This is a genomic window from Massiliimicrobium timonense (assembly GCF_042850985.1).
In the GTDB taxonomy this organism is placed as follows: Bacteria; Bacillota_I; Bacilli_A; order Erysipelotrichales; family Coprobacillaceae; genus Allocoprobacillus.
Map to the genome: position 1 here is coordinate 899,623 of NZ_AP031415.1, position 20,276 is coordinate 919,898.

The following is a 20,276-nucleotide window of genomic DNA, read 5'->3' on the forward strand; positions in this document are numbered from 1 at the left end:
CTTTTTTAAGTGATTTATCGCTTGTTAATTATTTATCATAATTATATCATTATTTATAGAAATAATAAAGATATAAGGAGATAAAGTATGAAAAACAAATATTACCCTCATCTATTTGAAAAAGGAAAAATTGGAAACGTTGTTATCAAAAATAGAATTGTACGTAATTCTATGGGAACGTACTTAGGTAATCCAGATGGTACAGTCACTGATAGACAAATTAAAGCTTATGCACAAGCTGCTGATGGTGGTGCTGGACTTATTTTTATGGATAATGCTGTACCTGTTCCTATGACATCTTGTGGTTTAAGAGCGGACAAAGATGAATTTATTGCTGGATTAACTTTGTTGGCAGAAACAGTCAAAGAACATGGAGCAACTCCTGGTCTACAATTGGCACATCCTGGTAGAGATGCAGCATTTGTAGGAAGTGCTGATGTTATTGGAGCATCACCAATTACTTTTGAACCATGGTATGAAATGGGATTTAAAATGCCTAGAGCTTTAACTATTGAAGAAATTCATGATTTAGTAGAGAAATTTGGAGATGCTGCTTTAAGAGCAAAAAAAGCTGGGTTTGAAGTCCTTGAAATTCATGGGGCTGCTGGATGTATTCCTACAAATTTCTTATCACCTCATGATAACAAACGTACTGATATGTATGGTGGATCACTGCATAATCGTATGAGATTATTGATAGAGATTGTCAGAAATATGAAACAGAAATGTGGAGCTGATTTTCCTATTGGTGTTAAATTAAGTACTGAAGATTGGGAACCAGAAGGAATTCGTATAGAGGAAACAATTGAAGTTGCGAAAGCATTAGAAAAAGAAGGTGTATCTCATTTAAATATGATGGGTGGGACACATGCAACTGCATCTCGACAATTCTTATTGCCAAATGCTTTTAATGCTGAACATACAAGAATGATTAAAGATGCTGTTCATATTCCTGTATTTATTGGACACAATATTTTCTCTCCTGAAGAGGCAGAAAAAATGCTGGCTGAAGGAAATGGTGATTTTGTGGCTTTAGGACGTTCTCAATTGGCTGACCCAGCATGGGCTAAAAAAGCGAAAGAGGGGAAAGCAAGAGATATTAAACCATGTATCAATTGTATGATCGGTTGTATTGATAAAGGAATGTTAGGTCATACACCAATCCATTGTACAGTGAATCCAACTTTATACAGATTTGAATGCAAACCTATTGTTGAAGCTGAAGTTAAGAAAAATGTAGCAATTGTAGGTGCTGGTCCAGCAGGATGTGAAGCAGCATTGACGGCATCTTTACGAGGACATAAAGTCACTATTTTTGAAAAGAGAAGTTTTGGTGGTGCTATGATAGAAGCAAGTAAACCAGACAATAAGGCAAATATCAAACGTTTGATTAATTATTATGAAGACCATATTACTCATGATCCTAATATTACTTTAGTTAAAAAAGAAGCAAATTATGATATGCTTGTTCAAGGTGGCTATGATGCTGTTATTATTGCCATAGGAGGTAAAACAAGAATTTTAGATGTTCCAGGTAGTGATAAGTCATCAGTTGTTTATGCAAATGACTATTTAAATGGTTCTCGAGTTGTTGATGGAAAAAATGTCGTTATTATTGGTGGAGGTATTACAGGAGCTGAAACAGCACTAGAATTAGATAATGATGGAAAAAATGTAACCATTGTAGAAATGGCAGATACTTTCTTAGCTAATTCTGGTTCATCTTGTCAAGCTTATAATATTGCCATTGCTCAATCAAATATAAAAATTATGACTGGTAAACGTTTGGTTGCTGTAGAAGATAATGGGGTAGTTTTAATTGACAGATGGGGTAACGAAAATACTGTTGATGCTGATAATGTTGTTATTGCAGCAGGATTTACTCCTCAGTATGATCTTGCAAATCAATTAGAAGAAAATACAGAAATGGAAGTTTATAATATAGGGGATAGCAAGAAAGTTCGTCAAATTTACGATGCTATTCATGAAGGATTTATAGCAGCCAGACAAATCTAATATTTGCTCTGTTATATTATCATATTTTGTTGAATCTATTCTTTTTATCCTTCCCAAAATGAATAGATGATAAAAATGAATGTCATAAAAATGATGTTCATTTTTTATATTACAGATGATTATATTAGTGATCAGAAAGAGTAATTTGTATTACGAGTAACAAAAATATTTGTATATTGATTATGGAATTGGAGTATATATTTCATAAATGATTTGTCAAAATTTGAGTTAGTTATAAATTGTGCATTCAATACAAGTGTATAACTACGAAATTACAGTTATCATAATCTGTTATTGTAAAAGATGATAAATCTATTTAGGTTCTAATAAATCTCAGAGGATTTTTATAAAAAATAATTTTTAAGATTTGTATACAATATGTAAGCAACTCACGAAATCTATTAGCGTTTTAGGTAGTCTCTTTAAATATATTATTTTGTGAGAATAATTGAGATGAGATACAAAAATAAGAATCAATTATCGAGAAATCATCATAAATCAATAGATCACTTATTAATGATTATTATTGAAATTGATATTTGTCGAAAATGACGAATGAATTTTTTATATATGATAAGAATATATTAAATAATTTATTTCTCTTTATTGATTTCAAAATATATGTGAAAGATAAATTATGGTCAAAACAAATGAAATTATTGAAGCACAAGGCGTAATAAGTATTTACATATGAATTTATAAGTTTAAGAGATACTGCTAAATATAAAAATGATGAACTAAATGAAGATATTAGAAATGGGATAAACAGTAGATATACAATGAAATTTTTAGATTTATGGGAAACTCTTAATAATTCTGATTTGAAAACCAGAAAGATATGGAAGAAGTGGTATGGCTTTTGAGTTTGCATCGAGGATTTCTGCAGAATTTAAGATGATTATTATTTCAGATTAACTGAAAATTTTAAGTTCTCGTTCTCTTGGAATGTGCATAGAGAAATATCCAAAATCAATTATAGAATTCATACAGATGCAATCAAGATATTTTTGTGAAAAGATTTAAAAAATGAACAATTGAATTGTAAGTATGCAAAATAGTAAAACAATGGAGAATTGAAAATCTCAAATTAATAGGGTAATATTTGATATTTTGTTTCTATTGATAAGTTATTAGCTTTAGCAAAGATGGAAAGTTATCGTGCTATTTGAATAAAAAAAGGAATTTCTCAAAAAGAAAGAACTAAGAAAACTTGCTAGAAAATAGATAATATCTCTAGAACAAATGAATGATTCTTAATTATTGCAGGATAAAGTATCTAAATACTTTAAAAATAAAAAAAGCTCTGAATTTGATATGATAACCTCCTAGTAGACAGTGTAAATAATTAAACACTGATACGGGAGGTTTTTATATTGGGAAGAAAAAGCAAATATTCTAAAGAACTAAAAATAGAAATATGTAAACGTTATTTGAATGGTGAAGAATCTACTTATTCATTAGCTGATGAAATTGGCACAAATAATATGGTTGTTTATAGATGGGTTAAAAAATACAATGCTTTTGGTGAATCAGCTTTTGATGATTTAAAATCAAATAATGCATATACTAAAACATTTAAACGGATGGTTGTAGATGCTTATTTAAACGGCGAAGGTTCATTAGATGATCTGGCAATAAAATATAATATTTCTTCTAATAGCACTATCATAAAGTGGATAAAAGATTATAATAGTCATATGGAATTGAAGGATTACATTCCTGGAGGAGAAGATATCTATATGGCGAAAAGCAGAAAAGTAAATAAAGAAGAACGTATTGAAATTGTAAAGTATTGTCTTGAACATGATTTGGACTATAAGACAACAGCTAAGGTATTTGAAACAACTTACGCTAATGTCTTTAATTGGGTCAAGAAGTATAAGGAAAAAGGCGAAGATGGTTTAGGTGATAGACGTGGACATCATAAAGCTGATGAAGAAGTTGATGAAATGACTTTATTAAAACGACAGCTCAAACAAAAGGAATATGAACTTGAAATGGCACTATTGGAGGTAAGAATGTTAAAAAAATTGGACGAGATAGAAAGAAGGCGATATACAGAGAAAGCAAATATGAAGAAGAATATGAAGCAATCAAAGAAATTAGCGAAGAAGAAGTAGATAAAGGAAACACACCAAATATATCACTTATGTGTAGAATACTTGATGTCAAACGTGCAAACTATTATAAATGGCTTCATCATGAAAAGAGTATTGTAGACAAGGAAAATGAAGAGATAGCTGAGCTGATCAAAGAATATCATAAAAAATATAACGGATTATTAGGTTATAGAATGATGGCTGATAGAATAAATAGAGATCATCATAGACATTATAGTGACAAACGTATCTATAAGATCATGAGGACATTAGGTATTCAAAGCATCATTCGACCTAAACGAAGAAGTTGTACAGTTAGAAAAAATAACAACACAGCTAAGAATAATCTTAATAGAGATTTCAATGCATCAAGACCAAATGAAAAATGGGTAACTGATGTCACAGAATTCAAATATGGCCCACATAATGAATATAAGCTTTATTTGAGTGCATTTCTTGATCTCTATGATAGAACAGTCGTCAGTTATGAAGTTGGTAATCACAATAATAATATTCTTGTTTTTAATACATTTGATAAAGCAATTCAAGCTAATAAAGATGCACATCCTTTATGTCATTCGGATGGAGGATATCAATACACAAGTCCAGCCTTTGTAAATATCCTTAAAGAGCAGGGAATGACACAAAGCATGTCAAGAGTTCACTGCTGCATAGATAATGGACCAATGGAAGGCTTTTGGGGAATCATGAAATGTGAGATGTATTATTATGGAAAACATTACAACACAAAGGACGAACTTATTAAGGCTATTGATGATTGGATTCATTATTACATGTATGAAAGATATCAAAGAAGATTTGGAGTAAAGACACCATATGAAGTGAGAAGAGAAGCACTATCATTACAAACACCAAATCAATATCCAATATTAGAAAATAAAAGAATCATAAAATATAAACAAGAACATTATACAAGTAATACAACATTAGCTGCATAAAGAAAAATGAAGTTGTCTCCTCGGCAACTTCATCAAAAACATTTTTAATTATTTCACCTGTCTACTTGACAGGGGCGGTTCAATTTCAGAGCTTTTCATATGTTTCATAGTTTAAATTATTTACTAGCTTCTTCGATAGCTACAGCAACAGCAACAGTTGCTCCAACCATTGGGTTGTTACCCATACCGATTAATCCCATCATTTCTACGTGAGCAGGAACTGAAGAAGAACCAGCAAATTGAGCATCACTGTGCATACGTCCCATAGTATCAGTCATACCATAAGAAGCAGGACCAGCAGCCATATTATCAGGATGTAATGTACGTCCTGTTCCTCCACCAGAAGCTACTGAGAAATATTTTTTACCTTGTTCAACACATTCTTTTTTATAAGTACCAGCAACTGGATGTTGGAAACGAGTAGGGTTAGTAGAGTTACCAGTAATAGAAACATCTACACCTTCTTTGTGCATAATAGCAACACCTTCACGAACATCATCAGCACCATAGCAGTTAACTTTTGCTCTTGGACCATCTGAGTAAGCTGTTCTTGATACTTCTTTGACTTCACCTGTAAAATAATCAAATTGAGTTTCTACATAAGTGAAACCATTGATTCTTGAAATAATTTTAGCAGCATCTTTTCCTAAACCATTTAAAATAACTCTTAATGGTTTTGTTCTTACTTTATTTGCTTTTTCAGCAATTTTGATAGCTCCTTCAGCAGCAGCAAATGATTCATGTCCAGCTAAGAAAGCAAAACATTCAGTTTTTTCATCTAATAACATTGATCCTAAGTTACCATGTCCTAAACCAACTTTACGATCATCAGCAACAGATCCTGGAATACAGAATGATTGTAAACCAACACCGATTGTTTTAGCAGCATCTACTGCTTTTGTATCTCCGTTTTTGATTGCCATTGCAGCACCTACTATATAAGCCCAACAAGCATTTTCAAAACAGATAGGTTGAGTTGATTTAACGATGTTATAAACATCAATACCTTTTTCATCACAAATTGCTTTAGCTTCTTCAATTGATTTAATATCATATTTAGCTAATGCAGCGTTAATCTGATCAATTCTACGTTCATAATTTTCAAATAATGCCATCTTCGTACCCCTCCATTATTCCTTTCTTGGATCGATGTATTTTGTAGCACTATCAAATCTACCATAAGTACCAGTAGCTTCTTTTAATGCTTCATTAGCATCTTTTCCAGATTTAATCATATCCATCATTCTTCCAAGATTAATGAATTCATAACCGATGATTTCATTATTATCATCTAAAGCGATTCTGTTAATGTAACCTTCAGTTAATTCAAGATATCTAGGTCCTTTTAATTTTGTAGAGTATGAAGTACCAACCATACTTCTTAATCCTTTACCTAAATCTTCAAGACCAGCTCCTACAGAAAGTCCACCTTCTGAGAAAGCAGATTGGCTACGTCCATAAACGATTTGTAAGAATAATTCTCTCATTGCAGTGTTAATAGCGTCACAAACTAAGTCAGTATTTAAACCTTCTAATAAAGTTTTACCAACCAAAGCTTCACTAGCCATAGCAGCAGAGTGAGTCATTCCAGAGCATCCGATTGTTTCAATTAATGCTTCTTCAATAATTCCTTCTTTTACATTTAATGATAGTTTACATGCACCTTGTTGAGGAGCGCACCAACCAATACCATGTGTAAAACCAGAAATATCTTTGATTTCTCTTGAATATACCCATTTTCCTTCTTCAGGAATTGGAGCACATCCATGACTTGCACCACGTGCAACAGTACACATTTCTTCTACTTCTTTTGTATAAATCATTTTTTTACTCCTTTCATCTTCAAAATGATTAGCCAGACAAATCAGAAAATTGTGCTTCTTTTCTGATTGTGGTGAAGGAATTCACCTACTGTGATTATAAGTCAAATAGCCTCTAAAGTCAATGTAGAGCGTACTTTCATAGTGAAAAAATTATCAAAAAATGCAAAATATAAAGATTTACTCATTGCAAATATCAAATAAATAAGATATAATGAAATTGCTTTAAGTAAATATTAGTTTTAAAAAAAGAAATAGCAAAACTATTTCTTTAAATGATTCATCTTTTCAATAATATTCATAAGCGACTGAATACCTTCCAACAATATTTCACGTTCTTTAGGAGAAAGACTTCTCATATATTGAATGACTTTTTCTTCATCTTTACCTTGAATTAACAAATCAGGGTTGCCATGACTATTCAAATGCAAGAGATGATTCAAATCAATATCAAGAATCTGACAAATATCTTTAAGAATATCCAGACGTGGAAAGTTCGTATCTGTTACATATGCTGAAAAGGCACCGGGTGAAATATTTAATTTTTTAGCAATCTCTTTTTGTGTCATATTCTTTTCTTCTAATCTGGTTGCTAAAATTTTGCCAATTTTTAACATTTATCTCACCTCGTCTTTTACCATTATATCGGAGAGTTAGGAAAATCTGTGGAATATTCATGAATAATTGATTTATATTTGATATCCATTTAAACTGTTGTTATAATGAAAAAAATAATAGATAAAAAAGTAACTATATAAGGAGATGTTCCTATGTATATATATGATTTTTTTCATTCTCTAACCTTTTTACAACCATCTGATCAATTTTTTGATGAAGATTTCTTAGCTGATAAATATCATGTTCAAGTGATTCATCATAGTCAGCTCACTGAAAATGTTTCCTATCATCAAAAAGCAAACTTCTATCTTATTTATACAAAACAAGAACATTCAAAAAAATTTTATGCCTACAGTTTAGATAACTTATATCAATATATAAAGCAGTTATCTTTGATGAAAATTACAATTCCTGCTTCTCAGGCTATTTATTTAGAAGCTGGTATTCTTGAAGCCATTTATTTGTATGATTATCTTTTATCAAATTCTTTAATGAATTCTTATTCTCATCTATTATTACCATTATCTTATCTTGATAATCTTTTTTGTGGATGTCCCCAAAATAATAAAAATGATTATCCACAAACTTATCATATAGAATGTCTACAACAACTCTATATTCTTCGTTTTTATTATTTCATTATTCAATATTGTTATAATCGTTTTCAGTGTCAACAACATCTTGTCTTAACACACCCATATCATTTTGATATTCTTGTACAAAATAAGCTGACACAATATTTAAAAGTCAGACCGATAAAACATATTCAAGATTTGACTTTTTTAGATAATCCTATCCTTGATCAATATATACATTCACTTCAAAATGATTCTTAGGAATCATTTTTTTAACAAAAAATAAAGAAATATGCAATAATATAACTAATCATCTCATTAGTATAGTGAAAGGGGGAAAAAATATGAATCAAAAAGAAATAGATGATCTCATTCTTCAGATTCCCCATATTGATAATGCTTTAGATCAATTGTATGAAAAAACAAAAACAAGTGTTTTTGCCTATATTATGAGCATTATCAAAAACTACGATGATAGTAGTGATATTTTACAAGAAGTATATGTGAAAATTTATTTAGCGGCTAAAAATTATCAATCACAGAAAAAACCACTTGCATGGATTTATACAATCGCAAGAAATGAAAGTTATCTTCATTTACGAAGACAAAATGTAACACAGGAATATCAGGATCATTTGTATTGTCCTCCAGAAACAGATATGCATACTCAAATGATTTTAGAACATTTATTTGAAAGTCTAAATGATCAGGAAAGAGAAGTCATTATTATGCATTCTTTATGGGGATTGAAACATCATGAAATAGCAAGTTTATTAAATATTCCTATAGCGACATCCTTATCAAGCTATCATCGTGGTATGAAGAAAATGAAAAAGATAGGAGAGAAGACTTATGAATGAAATCAAAAAGGCTTTTAAGAAAATAACACCTCATCGCTTAGATGAAATTAAAGAAGAATTAAAATATCGAGATGAAAATATTGTAGTAGAAACCAAAAAGAAAAAAAGACATTATCTCTTTGCAGTTCCAGTGGCTGCTGTATGTATGGCTATGGTATTAATGTTGTTGCCTTCAACACATGCTGTGGAAACAGTTGTCGGTTTAGATGTCAATCCTAGTGTGGAATTGAATCTAGATAACGATTATAAAATTGTTGATGTCAAGACAAACAATGAAGATGGTAAAAAAATTGTTGGTGATATGAATTTAAAAGGTAGTGATATTGAAGTTGGTGTCAATGCTTTGATTGGTGCTATGTTGAAAGAGGGTTATATTGATGAATTAAAAAATTCATTACTGATTTCTGTGACTGGTGATAATGAACAGGAAAATGAAAAGCTCAGAGAACAGCTTTCATTGAATATTGATGAATTATTGAAAGCCAGTGATATTAATGGTTCCATTGTTTCACAGACAATCAGTGATAAGGATATTGAAGCACTGGCTAAGCAATATCAGATTTCTGTAGGAAAAGCTGAAATTATTCAACAGCTTGTTTCTAAGAATTCATTATATACATTTGATTCATTGAAGAATCTGTCTATTCATGAATTGAATCTCTTATTACAAAGCAATCAGGTTGATCAGGTATCCATTACAGGCAATGCCAGTGAAAGTGGATATATCGGAAAAGAGAAAGCACAGCAGATTGCATTGACAGATGCTAATGTATCGAATCCAGAGATGGCAAAGGTAGAGATGGATTATGATGATGGTGTGATGATATATGAAGTTGAATTCTATAAGAATCAAGTAGAATATGATTATGAAATCAATGCAACAACAGGAGCGATTGTGAAAAAAGAAAAAGACAATGAACATTCTACACAATCATCAAGTCAATCAACTCAACAAAATCAGACAACATCTTCATCAAACAACCAGATTTCACAGGAACAGGCAAAATCAATTGCGAAAAATCATGCCGGAGTTAGCACAGTAAGTCAAGAAAAGATGGAAAAAGATTATGATGATGGTATTTATGAATATGAGTATGAATTTGTCAGTGGCAATTATAAATATGAATATAAGATTAATGGAACAACAGGTTCAATCTTAAAGCATGAAAAGGAATATGTTGGTCAAGTGAAAATCAATCACAATGATGCGAAACAAAAAGCATTCCAACATGCAGGTGTTTCATCATCAAATGTTTATGATGTCGATGTTGAATTAGATGATCATCACTATGAAGTTTCTTTTAAATCTGGACATTATGAATATGAATATGAAATCAGTGCTGAAAATGGATCTATTCTTTCACATGAAAAAGACTATGACGATTAGAAGAAGTGACAAGCTTCTTCTTTTTTCTTAATAAATTCTTAAAACATTCACATGAATAATGTAATATAATGATGAATGAGGTGAGAATATGAATATTTTAGTTGTTGATGATGAAAAAGAAATTGCTGATTTAGTAGAATTATATTTAAAAAATGAAAACTTTCATGTTTTTAAATTTTATAATGGTTGCGATGCTTTATGTTGTGTTGAAACAGAGGATATTGATTTGGCTGTATTGGATATTATGTTGCCTGATATTGATGGTTTAAAAATATGTTCTAAAATACGTGAAACGAAAATTTTCCCTATTATTATGTTGACTGCCAAAGAAACGGAAATAGATAAGATTACCGGTTTAACAATGGGGGCTGATGATTATGTCACAAAACCTTTTCGACCATTAGAACTGATGGCAAGAATTAAGGCACAATTACGTCGATATGCAATGATGTCACCTAAAAAAGATGAATCTGTTTTAACAATAGGGGCTTTAACTATTGATAAAGATAATCATCATTGTTATTTAGATAATCAATTATTGTCATTGACTCCAACTGAATTTTCTATTTTATGGTTGCTATGTTCCAATAAGGGAAAAGTTGTCAGTGTTGATCAGATTTTTCACGATTTATGGGGTGAGAAGTATTATACAAATTCTAGTAGTTCAATTATGGTTCATATTCGACATTTAAGAGAAAAAATGAATGATTCTGCTGAAAATCCACGTTATATTCAAACTGTATGGGGAGTAGGTTATAAAATTGAATAAAGATTATACAAAGAAATTTCAACATGAAATTATTAAAATACATATATTGATTACAGCAAGTTGTTTTGTTTTTATTCTTTGTCTTTATTTTTATATGGATTATTTTTATAATGGTGCTTTTATTAATTTTTTACAAGAGTTTTTTGGTTGGGATTTTGCCCATTTTGCATTAAGAAATCAAAGAACGATTATCTTTATGATTATTATGATGGTTATTTTATTAAATTCTATTATCGTAGAAATTTATGCCATTCAAAAAATATCTCGTGTTTTTTCACAGATTCAAATTCTTTTTCAAAAAGATGATCAAAGAATTGTTTTAGATGAATCTCTATATGAATTAGAAAATGATTTAAATGCCTTAAAAAGAGAAAGTATTGAAAATGAAAAAAAGGCTATTGATGAAGTTCAACATAAAGTAGATATGATTGCATATCTGGCTCATGATATTAAAACACCTTTAGCCTCAGTCATAGGTTATTTATGTCTGTTAGATGAAACGCCTCATTTACCAGAGGATTTACGTCATCAGTACACTCATATTACTTTAGAAAAAGCCTATCGTTTAGAACGCCTCATTAATGAATTTTTTGATATCGCAAAACTCAATCAGACATATTCTCCTTTACATCTAGAAAATATCCATCTTCTTTATCTTTTAGAACAAATGAAAGAAGAATTTTATCCATTAACTTCTCAAAAAGATCAAAAAATAGATATTCAAGTTCCAGAAAATTTGATTGTCTGTGTTGATGCTCAAAAAATGGCAAGAGTTTTTAATAATATTTTAAAAAATGCTTTTCATTATAGTTATGAACATACAATCATTCATATCCAAGCTTATCAAGATGAAAGCTATACACATGTGGTTTTTGAAAATCAGGGAGATACAATTCCACCCGATAAAATTCAAAATATTTTTAAGCAGTTTTATCGTTTAGATGAATCACGTAATTCATCAACAGGAGGCTCAGGGCTAGGATTATCTATCGCCAAAACAATTGTGGAACAACATCATGGTTTTATTAAAGTCAAGAGTGAAAATCAAAAAACATCCTTTGATGTGATGTTACCACGTCATGAACTTTAGAAAATCTTAAGTATTTATTAAAAAAATATATTTTTTATTCCTCTATAATGTTTTCATGGAGGAAGATGTTATGAGAAGAAAAATATTAGTATTTATAGCAGTATTGGTGATTCCTATCCTTATTTTACTAGCGGATCATTTTATTTTAAAAGAAGATATTCATTTATCTTATGATTATGATACATCTGCCAAATGGCATCAAATTGTTGATAACCCCAATGCTTATCCTCAAGAATTGATTGATCTGGCATTAAGAAATAAAGAAACCATTTCTTTTGTAGCCGATTATCCTGAAGATCATGAGAAAGACATTGCTATTAATATTCAACAAGAGATTCAAAGTGAAAGTATGCCTTTATTTATGCAATGGGATAAACGTTGGGGATATAAGATGTATGGGGATCAGATGATGGCTATTGATGGATGTGGACCGACATGTTTATCAATGGTTGTCAGTTATCTTACTCAAAATGGACGTTATCATCCTTATTATATGGCACAGTATAGTGAACAAAATGGTTATTATAGTGAAGCAGGAACAGCGTGGCCATTGATGGTGAGAGGGGCACAGGCATGTGGTATTGATGTTAAAGAAATTCCTTTGGATGAAAAAACAGTTGTTTCAAATCTGTTAGAAGGACATCCTATTATTTGTAGTGTTTCTAAAGGGACTTTTACATCTACAGGTCATTTTATTGTTTTATCTGAATATAAAAATCATCAAATAAAAGTGCTTGATCCTAACAGTCAAAAGAAAAGTGGATATTATTCTTTTGATGATCTATCTTACCAAATTAGAAATTTATGGGCATATAGCTAGAATAGTTTTTGACTATTCTTTTTTTGTGTTATAAAATAAACAAAAAATGGAGGTAACAATATGAAAATTTCTGAAATATTAAAAAAGAAAGCAACTATTTCTTTTGAAGTTTTTCCGCCTAAAAATAAAGAAGGAGATATTTCATCTATTTATTATACAATTGAAGAATTATCACATTTAAATCCAGATTTTATCAGTGTCACTTATGGGGCTGGTGGTTCAACAAAAGGAAAAACTGTTGAAATCGCATCTACGATTAAAAATCAATACCATATTGAAGCAGTTGCTCATTTGACATGTATTTCTTCAACACAACAAGAAATATTAGATATCTGTCAACAATTAAAAGACAACAATATAGAAAATATTCTCTCTTTACGTGGAGATTATCCTCAAGATGGTCTTCAACATGAACTGGCTTTTCATTATGCAAAAGATTTAAATCAATTTATTTCATCTCATTTTCCAGATGATTTTTGTTTATCTGGGGCCTGTTATCCTGAGGTGCATCAAGAAGCCAGTTGCTTAGAAGACGATTTAAAGGCTTTAAAAGAAAAGGTAGATGCCGGAGCTGAGTATCTGATTACACAGATTTTCTTTGATAATCATTATTACTATCGTTTGGTTAAAGAGGCTAGAAAAAGAGGTATTACAGTACCGATTCTAGCTGGAATTATGCCTGTCACACATTCTAAATCATTATTAAGAACAGCCAAATTATGTGGATGTTCAATTCCATATGAATTATCAACAATGATTGAATCTTACTATCATTATCCTCAAGCTATGAAAGAAATAGGAATTAATTATGCAACACATCAGATTATTGATTTAATCACAAATGGAGTTGATGGTATCCATATTTATACAATGAATAAACCTGAAATAGCGAAAGCTATTTTTCAAAATATTCCTACTGTATTAAAAGAGTTAAATCATGAATAAACAACTCATCAGACATTATCTTCAAGCTCAAACGGTCATGGACCAGACAACTGAACAATTCATAGATGAATGTATTCATGAAGTCCAGACGATTGCACAATTTAAAGCTGTCTATCAAATTTATCATTTATCCCATCATCCCTTGATGTTGAAAGAAGTGAATATTCCTTTGGTATCAGATGATTTAAAGTTTTATTTCAAAGATTGTCATGAATGTTGTATTATTGCCTGTACGCTCTCAACAATGATTGATCGTCAATTGAAGTATTATGAACATATTGATATGCATAAAGCTGTTGTATTTGATGCCGTGAGTAATGCGTATTTAGAGGAATGTTGTGATGATTTTGAAAAGACTTTAGATTTTAAAGAACGAACGTTTCGTTTGGCACCGGGTTATGGAGATATACCAATGCAGCTCAATAAAACATTCGCAACTTTGTTGCAGATTGATAAAAAATTAGGTGTCAGTATGAATAGTTCGGGCTTATTGATTCCAATGAAGTCGATGATTGGTCTTATAGGGATTGGAAAAAATATGAAAAAAACATGTTTATCGTGTATTCGCAAAGAAAGTTGTGAATTAAGGAAAGGGGGACAAAGATGTTACGTGAAAGATTAAAGAAAGAATTATTGATTTTTGATGGTGCTATGGGTTCAATGTTGCAAAAGTATGGAATGAAAGCAGGGGAGATACCAGAAGTTTATAATATAGAACACCCTGAGATGATTATTGATATTCATAAGCAATATCTTAAGGCTGGGGCTCATTTTATCACGACGAATACTTTTGGGTGTAATCCTTTAAAGATGCAGGAAAGTGGATATTGTTATTGTGATTTATTGAAAGCCGCTGTGAAAAATGCTAAAAAAGCAAGAGATGAAGTGAATCCAGATGCTTATATTGTTTTAGATATTGGACCTATAGGCCAGTTATTGGAACCACTAGGGACACTTCGCTTTGATGAAGCTTATGAAATGATTGCTTCACAGGTTTTAATGGTAAAAGATGATGTTGATGCTGTTTTATTAGAAACAATGACAGATTTATATGAAGTTAAAGCAGGTATTTTAGCTGTCAAAGAAAATAGTGATTTACCTGTGTTTGTGACAATGACATTTGAAGCTCATCAGCGTACTCTAACAGGAACAGATCCTCTCACATTTGTCAATGTAGTTGAAGGATTAAAGGTCGATGCTCTTGGTGTGAATTGTTCACTAGGACCAGTTGAACTATTACCGATTGTCAAAACGATTTTAAAATATGCTTCTGTGCCAGTCATTGTTCAACCAAACGCTGGATTACCTTGTTTAGAACATGGTCATACATGTTATCCAATGAAAAGTGATGAATTTGTAGAAGCTATGAAAGAATATGCACAGCTTGGTGTTAATATTATTGGTGGATGTTGTGGAACGACACCAGAATTTATTGCTGGTTTAAAAGAGCATTTGCCTTCATATAGTCAACCCCGAGAAGTCTTACCTTATACTGCTGTGTCCAGTGCTCATCAGACAGTTTTATTTGAAGGACAAGTGGTTGTTTGTGGTGAAAGACTTAATCCGACTGGGAAAAAGAAATTGAAAGCGGCTTTAAAAGAAGGAAACTATGAAGAATATGTGAAAGAAGCCATTCAACAACAAAGAGCTGGCGCAGATATATTGGATGTTAATGTGGGTTTACCTGGTATTGATGAAAAACAGGTGATGGTCACTGTTCTCAAAATGTTGCAGGAAGTGATTGATTTGCCTTTACAGATTGATTCTTCTTCGCCAGAAGTCATTGAAAAAGCATGTCGTTATTATAATGGAAAGCCATTAATTAATTCAGTGAATGCTAAAGAGGAAGTTATGGAAGCTATTTTTCCGATTGTTCAAAAATATGGTGGTGTTGTTATTGGATTAACATTACAAGATGGAATTCCTTTATATGCAGATGAAAGATTAACACTTGCCAAAAAAATTATACAAAAAGCAAAAACTTATCAAATACCATCAAAAGATATCATTATTGATTGTTTAACTTTAACAGCTTCAGCTCAACAAAAAGAAGTACAAGAAACATTAAAAGCTGTATCATTAGTTAAAAATGAATTATCTCTTTATACGACATTAGGTGTATCTAATGTATCCTTTGGTTTACCTCATCGTCCTTTGCTTAATCGTACCTTTTTAGCACTGGCATTACAGGCAGGATTAAATTTACCGATTATTAATCCTTTAGATCAACAATTAATGGATACGATTGATGCTTATCGTGTTCTCTCTTATCAAGATAAAGATGCAATTCAATACATTGAAAAACAATCCCAGCACACCGTGCAACCAGTCTTTCCTACAACGGATTTTACATTGCATGATATCATTATTCATGGTTTAAAAGATGAAGTGAAAGCCAAAACACAGGAACTCTTACAAACAAAACAAGCTTTAGAAATCATTGATCAAATCATTATTCCAGCACTGAATCAAGTGGGTGATGATTATGAAAAAAATCGTATCTTTTTACCACAACTGATTCAATCAGCAGAAACAACAAAACTTGCTTTTGAAGTCATTAAATCAACGTTTCATCAACAAGATGCTGCAAAAGCGACAGTTGTTATGTGTACTGTTGAAGGAGATGTTCATGATATTGGAAAGAATATTGTTAAGGTTATTTTAGAAAGCTATGGTTATCAAGTGATTGATTTAGGCAAAGATGTGAAAAAAGAACGTGTTGTGGAAGCCTATCAAAAATATCACCCTCAGGCGATAGGTTTGAGTGCTTTAATGACAACAACAGTCGTCCATATGCAAAAAACGATTCAGGCATTAAAAGAAGCTCATTGTGATTGTCCTATCTGGGTAGGAGGAGCTGTACTCACAGCGGATATTGCTAGAGAAATAGGGGCTGATTATTATTGCCAAGATGCAATGGCAACAGTCACATTATTACAGGATATTTTATAGGAGGGTCTTATGGCATTAAAAGTTAAAATGAATGCAACCGATTTAGATGAACTTGAAACAGAGATTCCTTTGTTTGCAACACAAGAAGAAAGTGAAGATATTCAAGTTGATGAACAAATGACAATTAAAATTAAAGTCAAAGAAAAAGAAGAACAGTCTTAATGTGACTGTTCTTCTTTTTCTAATAGAATAAGCCAACGATTGCTTTTGGTTTCAATATCTTCCTCTAATTGATTTCTTTGACAAGAAAGAGCTTGGATAGAAGCAAAATCACTGACATGATGAAGTTGTTCATCTAATTCATGAAGCTGTTGTTCTAGTAAAGGAAGTGTTTCTTCTAATGTTTGAAGTTCCTTTTTTTCATGATATGTTAATCTGACAGCACGTTCTTTTTGAGGTTTCACTGCCTTTTTGACTTTGCGTTGAACAGGTTGTGCATTCAACATATAATCACTATAGCCTCCATTATGAATTTCAATACGCTGATGATTAAACACCCAAAGCGTATCACAAAGACGATCTAAGAAATAACGATCATGGGATACAGTGATGATTATTCCTTGAAAACTATCTAAATAGTCTTCTAAAATCTGTAATGTCGTAATATCTAAATCGTTAGTTGGTTCATCTAATAACAAGACATTAGGAGCACTCATTAAAACTTTTAATAAATATAAGCGTCTTTTTTCACCACCAGATAAACGACCAATAGGTGTATATTGCATATCTTTATCAAATAGAAATTTTTCACACATTTGTTTAGCGGAAAACTCACCTTGACGTGTCTGGAGATAACGGGCTTCATCTTGAATATAGTCAATCACTTTTTGTTGAGAATCCATATCTTCGTGACCCTGTTTAAAGTAACCGATACGAATGGTTTCACCATATTCTACATATCCTTTTGCAGGCTGTAATTCTCTGGCTATAATATGGAGTAAAGTTGATTTGCCAGAACCATTGATACCAATAATACCAACACGTTCATTTCTTTTTAATAAATAATCAAAAGGTTCAAACAAAACGGAATCATAACCATGTGATACACCATGTAAAACAATGGTTTTATGACCTAAACGTGAAGCAATATCAATCATTTCTAAGTTTTGACGAACAGGAACATCCTCCTGTTGACTTAAAGTTTCAAATCTTTGAAGACGTCCTTTATTTTTGGTCGTACGTGCCTGAACACCAGCACGAACCCATTCGAGTTCTTTTTTGAGAAATTGTTTTCTTTTGTGTTGTGTATTTTGTTGTGTTTCTTCTCGCAAAGCTTTTTGTTCTAAATAAAGTGAGTAGTTCGCATCATAGAAATAAAGTTGTCCATAGTCTAATTCCATCATACGCTTTGTAATACGTTCTAGAAAATAACGATCATGGGTAATCATAACTAAAGCTTTATTGAATTTGATAAGAAATTTTTCTAAATATTCAATCATTTCATGATCTAAATGATTGGTTGGTTCATCTAATAAGAGTAAATCACAAGGTTTGATGAGGGCGATTGCTAAAGCAACACGCTTTTTTTGACCACCTGATAATTGACCGACAGGTTGATGATGGTGAGTGATCTGAAAACGATTTAAAATGGAAAGGATTTCATATTCGGCAATATCATGTCCAACTTCTTGGTAGACTTGTTGTAGAACGGTGTTTTCTGGCTGGAATTGTGGATGCTGCGAAAGATAGTTAATGCGGATATCTTTCTTTTTGATAATTTCTCCTTTATAATCTTCTTGACCAGCTAAAATTTTTAAAAGAGTTGATTTTCCAGCTCCATTAAGACCAATCAAACCTATTTTATCATGTTCATGAATAGAAAAAGAAATATCTTTTGCGATACATTTTAAATTGTTATATTTTTCAAGATGTGATACACTCATTAACATATTCATATTCTCCTTTATTGTTTTATTGTATCATGACTTTTTATTTTGTAAATATTTTCGTAGGAAGTGATGTTCATGAAAAAAGTCATCATTATTTTATTCATTTTCATATTCATGTGTCAACCTGTTTTTGCACGTGCTGGAGGAGGTAGCAGCAGTGGTGGAGGAAGTCGTGGACATAGCAGTCATACTTCATCACCACATACAAGCTCAACTCGTCAAGGTGGTTCGCCAATTGCAGGTGTTTTAGGTGCAGGTGGCTGTTTGATGATGATGCTGTACTGGAAGCGTCATAAAGCCAAAAAAATGCATCAGGAGATTGTAGATGATATAAAAACAGCATATCAGCAGGATACATTCTGGGATGAAAAAGTCTTAAAGAAAAAAGTAGAAGAACAATATTTTAAAATCCAGAAGGCTTGGTCAAAACAGGATTTAACAACACTCAAGCTATGTTTAAGTGACGCTCTTTATGAAAGATGGCAATTAAAGATGGAATGGCAACAATATCAAAATCAACAGAATGTTTTAGATAATATTCAATTGTTTAAGGTGATTCTTGTTGATTTATATGATGATATAGATAATCATCAAGATTATTTCTGGGTATATATTGAAGGAAAGATGAATGATACGATGGTTCAAGATGAACAAGTCATAGAGAGTCATCATGATACTTTTGTAGAATATTGGAAATTTATACGTTATGGAGATGACATTTTATTGGATGAAATTAAACAACAAGATGAGGTAGAGTCATGAAGTGGATTTGGAAATTATTTCGATGGCTGATTCATTTGTTAGGACGTTTATGTGGTTCATTGTTAGGTTGGATATTTGGCTGGATTCCTCGTTTAAAAAAGCATATGACTGGCATTGAATTTGAACAATATGTTTATGAAATATTGAAACGACTAGGTTATAAACATTTGCGTTTAACACGTCAAAGTGGGGATTATGGGGTTGATATTCTAGCCAGTTATCGAGGTGTTAGATATGCTTTTCAATGTAAGTATTATAGTAAGCCAGTAGGTGTCAGTGCGATTCAACAGGCTTATAGTGGTTGTGAGTATTATGATTATGATGAAGCAGTCGTTGTTACTAATCAGACTTTTACAAGACAGGCTTATGCTCTAGCAAAAAATAATGGTGTCATTTTATGGGATGGAGAAAAATTGGCTTTAATGCGTCGTCGTGCGAATCGTCACGCTTTATTTTATCGTTTTCATCATTCTGATCATCATCCTTATGAAGATATTTTGCAGGTCATTATAAATGCGAATTATGCTTCTGAAGATTTGCTTTATCAACAGCTCCAAATTCCTCTTTCACGAATTGATTATATTTTAGATGATTTAGAATTTTATGATATTGTATCATGTGAAGATGAATATGGTTTAAGAGAAGTATATATTTCTTCAGTAGAGGAAGGCATAAAATTATTAGAAAAAAGTCCTATTTGATATCATTTATGATA

Annotated in this window: 19 protein-coding genes; 15 read left to right on the plus strand and 4 right to left on the minus strand. The window is 31.5% G+C overall.

Annotated elements, in window-relative coordinates; genetic code table 11:
• Positions 1-87 precede the first annotated feature (87 nt).
• The 3 genes from ACGHJ8_RS04725 to ACGHJ8_RS04735 all read left to right on the plus strand — a co-directional run bounded on the left by ACGHJ8_RS04725 (position 88) and on the right by ACGHJ8_RS04735 (position 5,074).
• Positions 88-2,016, plus strand: coding sequence for an FAD-dependent oxidoreductase (locus ACGHJ8_RS04725; protein ID WP_087246112.1), 1,929 nt, complete (start codon positions 88-90; stop codon positions 2,014-2,016).
• Between the two features lie 1,373 nt (positions 2,017-3,389).
• Complete coding sequence (locus tag ACGHJ8_RS04730; RefSeq protein WP_390541982.1) at positions 3,390-4,136, plus strand: helix-turn-helix domain-containing protein; 747 nt, start codon at positions 3,390-3,392, stop codon at positions 4,134-4,136.
• Between the two features lie 20 nt (positions 4,137-4,156).
• Positions 4,157-5,074, plus strand: coding sequence for an IS3 family transposase (locus ACGHJ8_RS04735; RefSeq protein WP_390542415.1), 918 nt, complete (start codon positions 4,157-4,159; stop codon positions 5,072-5,074).
• A 116-nt stretch (positions 5,075-5,190) separates the two neighbouring features.
• Here the strand turns inward: ACGHJ8_RS04735 and ACGHJ8_RS04740 are convergent, their stop codons facing one another.
• The 3 genes from ACGHJ8_RS04740 to ACGHJ8_RS04750 all read right to left on the minus strand — a co-directional run bounded on the left by ACGHJ8_RS04740 (position 5,191) and on the right by ACGHJ8_RS04750 (position 7,511).
• Positions 5,191-6,189, minus strand: coding sequence for a GGGtGRT protein (locus ACGHJ8_RS04740; RefSeq protein ID WP_205091154.1), 999 nt, complete (start codon positions 6,187-6,189; stop codon positions 5,191-5,193).
• A 15-nt stretch (positions 6,190-6,204) separates the two neighbouring features.
• Positions 6,205-6,897, minus strand: a complete 693-nt coding sequence (locus ACGHJ8_RS04745) for an iron-sulfur cluster assembly scaffold protein (protein WP_205091152.1) — start codon at positions 6,895-6,897, stop codon at positions 6,205-6,207.
• A gap of 260 nt (positions 6,898-7,157) precedes the next feature.
• Positions 7,158-7,511, minus strand: a complete 354-nt coding sequence (locus ACGHJ8_RS04750) for a helix-turn-helix domain-containing protein (RefSeq protein ID WP_211965047.1) — start codon at positions 7,509-7,511, stop codon at positions 7,158-7,160.
• 153 nt (positions 7,512-7,664) lie between these two features.
• Here ACGHJ8_RS04750 and ACGHJ8_RS04755 point away from each other — a divergent pair, with 153 nt between their 5' ends.
• The 10 genes from ACGHJ8_RS04755 to ACGHJ8_RS04800 all read left to right on the plus strand — a co-directional run bounded on the left by ACGHJ8_RS04755 (position 7,665) and on the right by ACGHJ8_RS04800 (position 17,072).
• Positions 7,665-8,348, plus strand: a complete 684-nt coding sequence (locus ACGHJ8_RS04755) for a hypothetical protein (protein WP_211965045.1) — start codon at positions 7,665-7,667, stop codon at positions 8,346-8,348.
• Positions 8,349-8,431: 83 nt separating this feature from the next.
• Positions 8,432-8,947, plus strand: a complete 516-nt coding sequence (locus ACGHJ8_RS04760) for an RNA polymerase sigma factor (RefSeq protein WP_087356925.1) — start codon at positions 8,432-8,434, stop codon at positions 8,945-8,947.
• Positions 8,940-10,334 (plus strand): PepSY domain-containing protein, encoded by a 1,395-nt coding sequence (locus ACGHJ8_RS04765; RefSeq protein ID WP_205089828.1) that lies wholly within the window; start codon positions 8,940-8,942, stop codon positions 10,332-10,334. The genes ACGHJ8_RS04760 and ACGHJ8_RS04765 overlap by 8 nt, the downstream gene beginning before the upstream one ends.
• Before the next feature lie 88 nt (positions 10,335-10,422).
• Entirely contained in the window at positions 10,423-11,103 is a 681-nt protein-coding gene (gene vanR, locus ACGHJ8_RS04770; protein WP_390541986.1) for a VanR-ABDEGLN family response regulator transcription factor, read from the plus strand.
• A complete protein-coding gene (locus ACGHJ8_RS04775) occupies positions 11,096-12,193 on the plus strand; it encodes a cell wall metabolism sensor histidine kinase WalK (RefSeq protein ID WP_087356928.1) in 1,098 nt (365 codons plus the stop codon). The genes vanR and ACGHJ8_RS04775 overlap by 8 nt, the downstream gene beginning before the upstream one ends.
• A gap of 70 nt (positions 12,194-12,263) precedes the next feature.
• Positions 12,264-13,013, plus strand: a complete 750-nt coding sequence (locus ACGHJ8_RS04780; RefSeq protein WP_205089821.1) for a C39 family peptidase — start codon at positions 12,264-12,266, stop codon at positions 13,011-13,013.
• A gap of 60 nt (positions 13,014-13,073) precedes the next feature.
• On the plus strand, positions 13,074-13,958 hold the full coding sequence (gene metF, locus ACGHJ8_RS04785) for a methylenetetrahydrofolate reductase [NAD(P)H] (protein ID WP_205089814.1): 885 nt from the start codon (positions 13,074-13,076) through the stop codon (positions 13,956-13,958).
• Positions 13,951-14,580 (plus strand): vitamin B12 dependent-methionine synthase activation domain-containing protein, encoded by a 630-nt coding sequence (locus tag ACGHJ8_RS04790; protein ID WP_087356931.1) that lies wholly within the window; start codon positions 13,951-13,953, stop codon positions 14,578-14,580. Before metF ends, ACGHJ8_RS04790 begins: the two co-directional genes overlap by 8 nt.
• Complete coding sequence (locus ACGHJ8_RS04795) at positions 14,562-16,910, plus strand: homocysteine S-methyltransferase family protein (protein ID WP_390541989.1); 2,349 nt, start codon at positions 14,562-14,564, stop codon at positions 16,908-16,910. Before ACGHJ8_RS04790 ends, ACGHJ8_RS04795 begins: the two co-directional genes overlap by 19 nt.
• A 9-nt stretch (positions 16,911-16,919) precedes the next feature.
• The gene (locus ACGHJ8_RS04800) at positions 16,920-17,072 is read left to right on the plus strand and encodes a hypothetical protein (protein ID WP_164483528.1); all 153 of its coding nucleotides are present in this window, start codon (positions 16,920-16,922) and stop codon (positions 17,070-17,072) included.
• Here the strand turns inward: ACGHJ8_RS04800 and ACGHJ8_RS04805 are convergent.
• Positions 17,069-18,799, minus strand: a complete 1,731-nt coding sequence (locus ACGHJ8_RS04805) for an ABC-F family ATP-binding cassette domain-containing protein (RefSeq protein ID WP_390541992.1) — start codon at positions 18,797-18,799, stop codon at positions 17,069-17,071. The two genes, ACGHJ8_RS04800 and ACGHJ8_RS04805, sit on opposite strands and share 4 nt — an antisense overlap.
• 75 nt (positions 18,800-18,874) lie before the next feature.
• Between ACGHJ8_RS04805 and ACGHJ8_RS04810 the strand changes: the two genes are divergently transcribed.
• Complete coding sequence (locus ACGHJ8_RS04810) at positions 18,875-19,561, plus strand: TIM44-like domain-containing protein (RefSeq protein WP_390541994.1); 687 nt, start codon at positions 18,875-18,877, stop codon at positions 19,559-19,561.
• On the plus strand, positions 19,558-20,262 hold the full coding sequence (locus tag ACGHJ8_RS04815) for a restriction endonuclease (protein WP_087356935.1): 705 nt from the start codon (positions 19,558-19,560) through the stop codon (positions 20,260-20,262). Before ACGHJ8_RS04810 ends, ACGHJ8_RS04815 begins: the two co-directional genes overlap by 4 nt.
• The last annotated feature ends 14 nt before the right edge of the window (positions 20,263-20,276 follow it).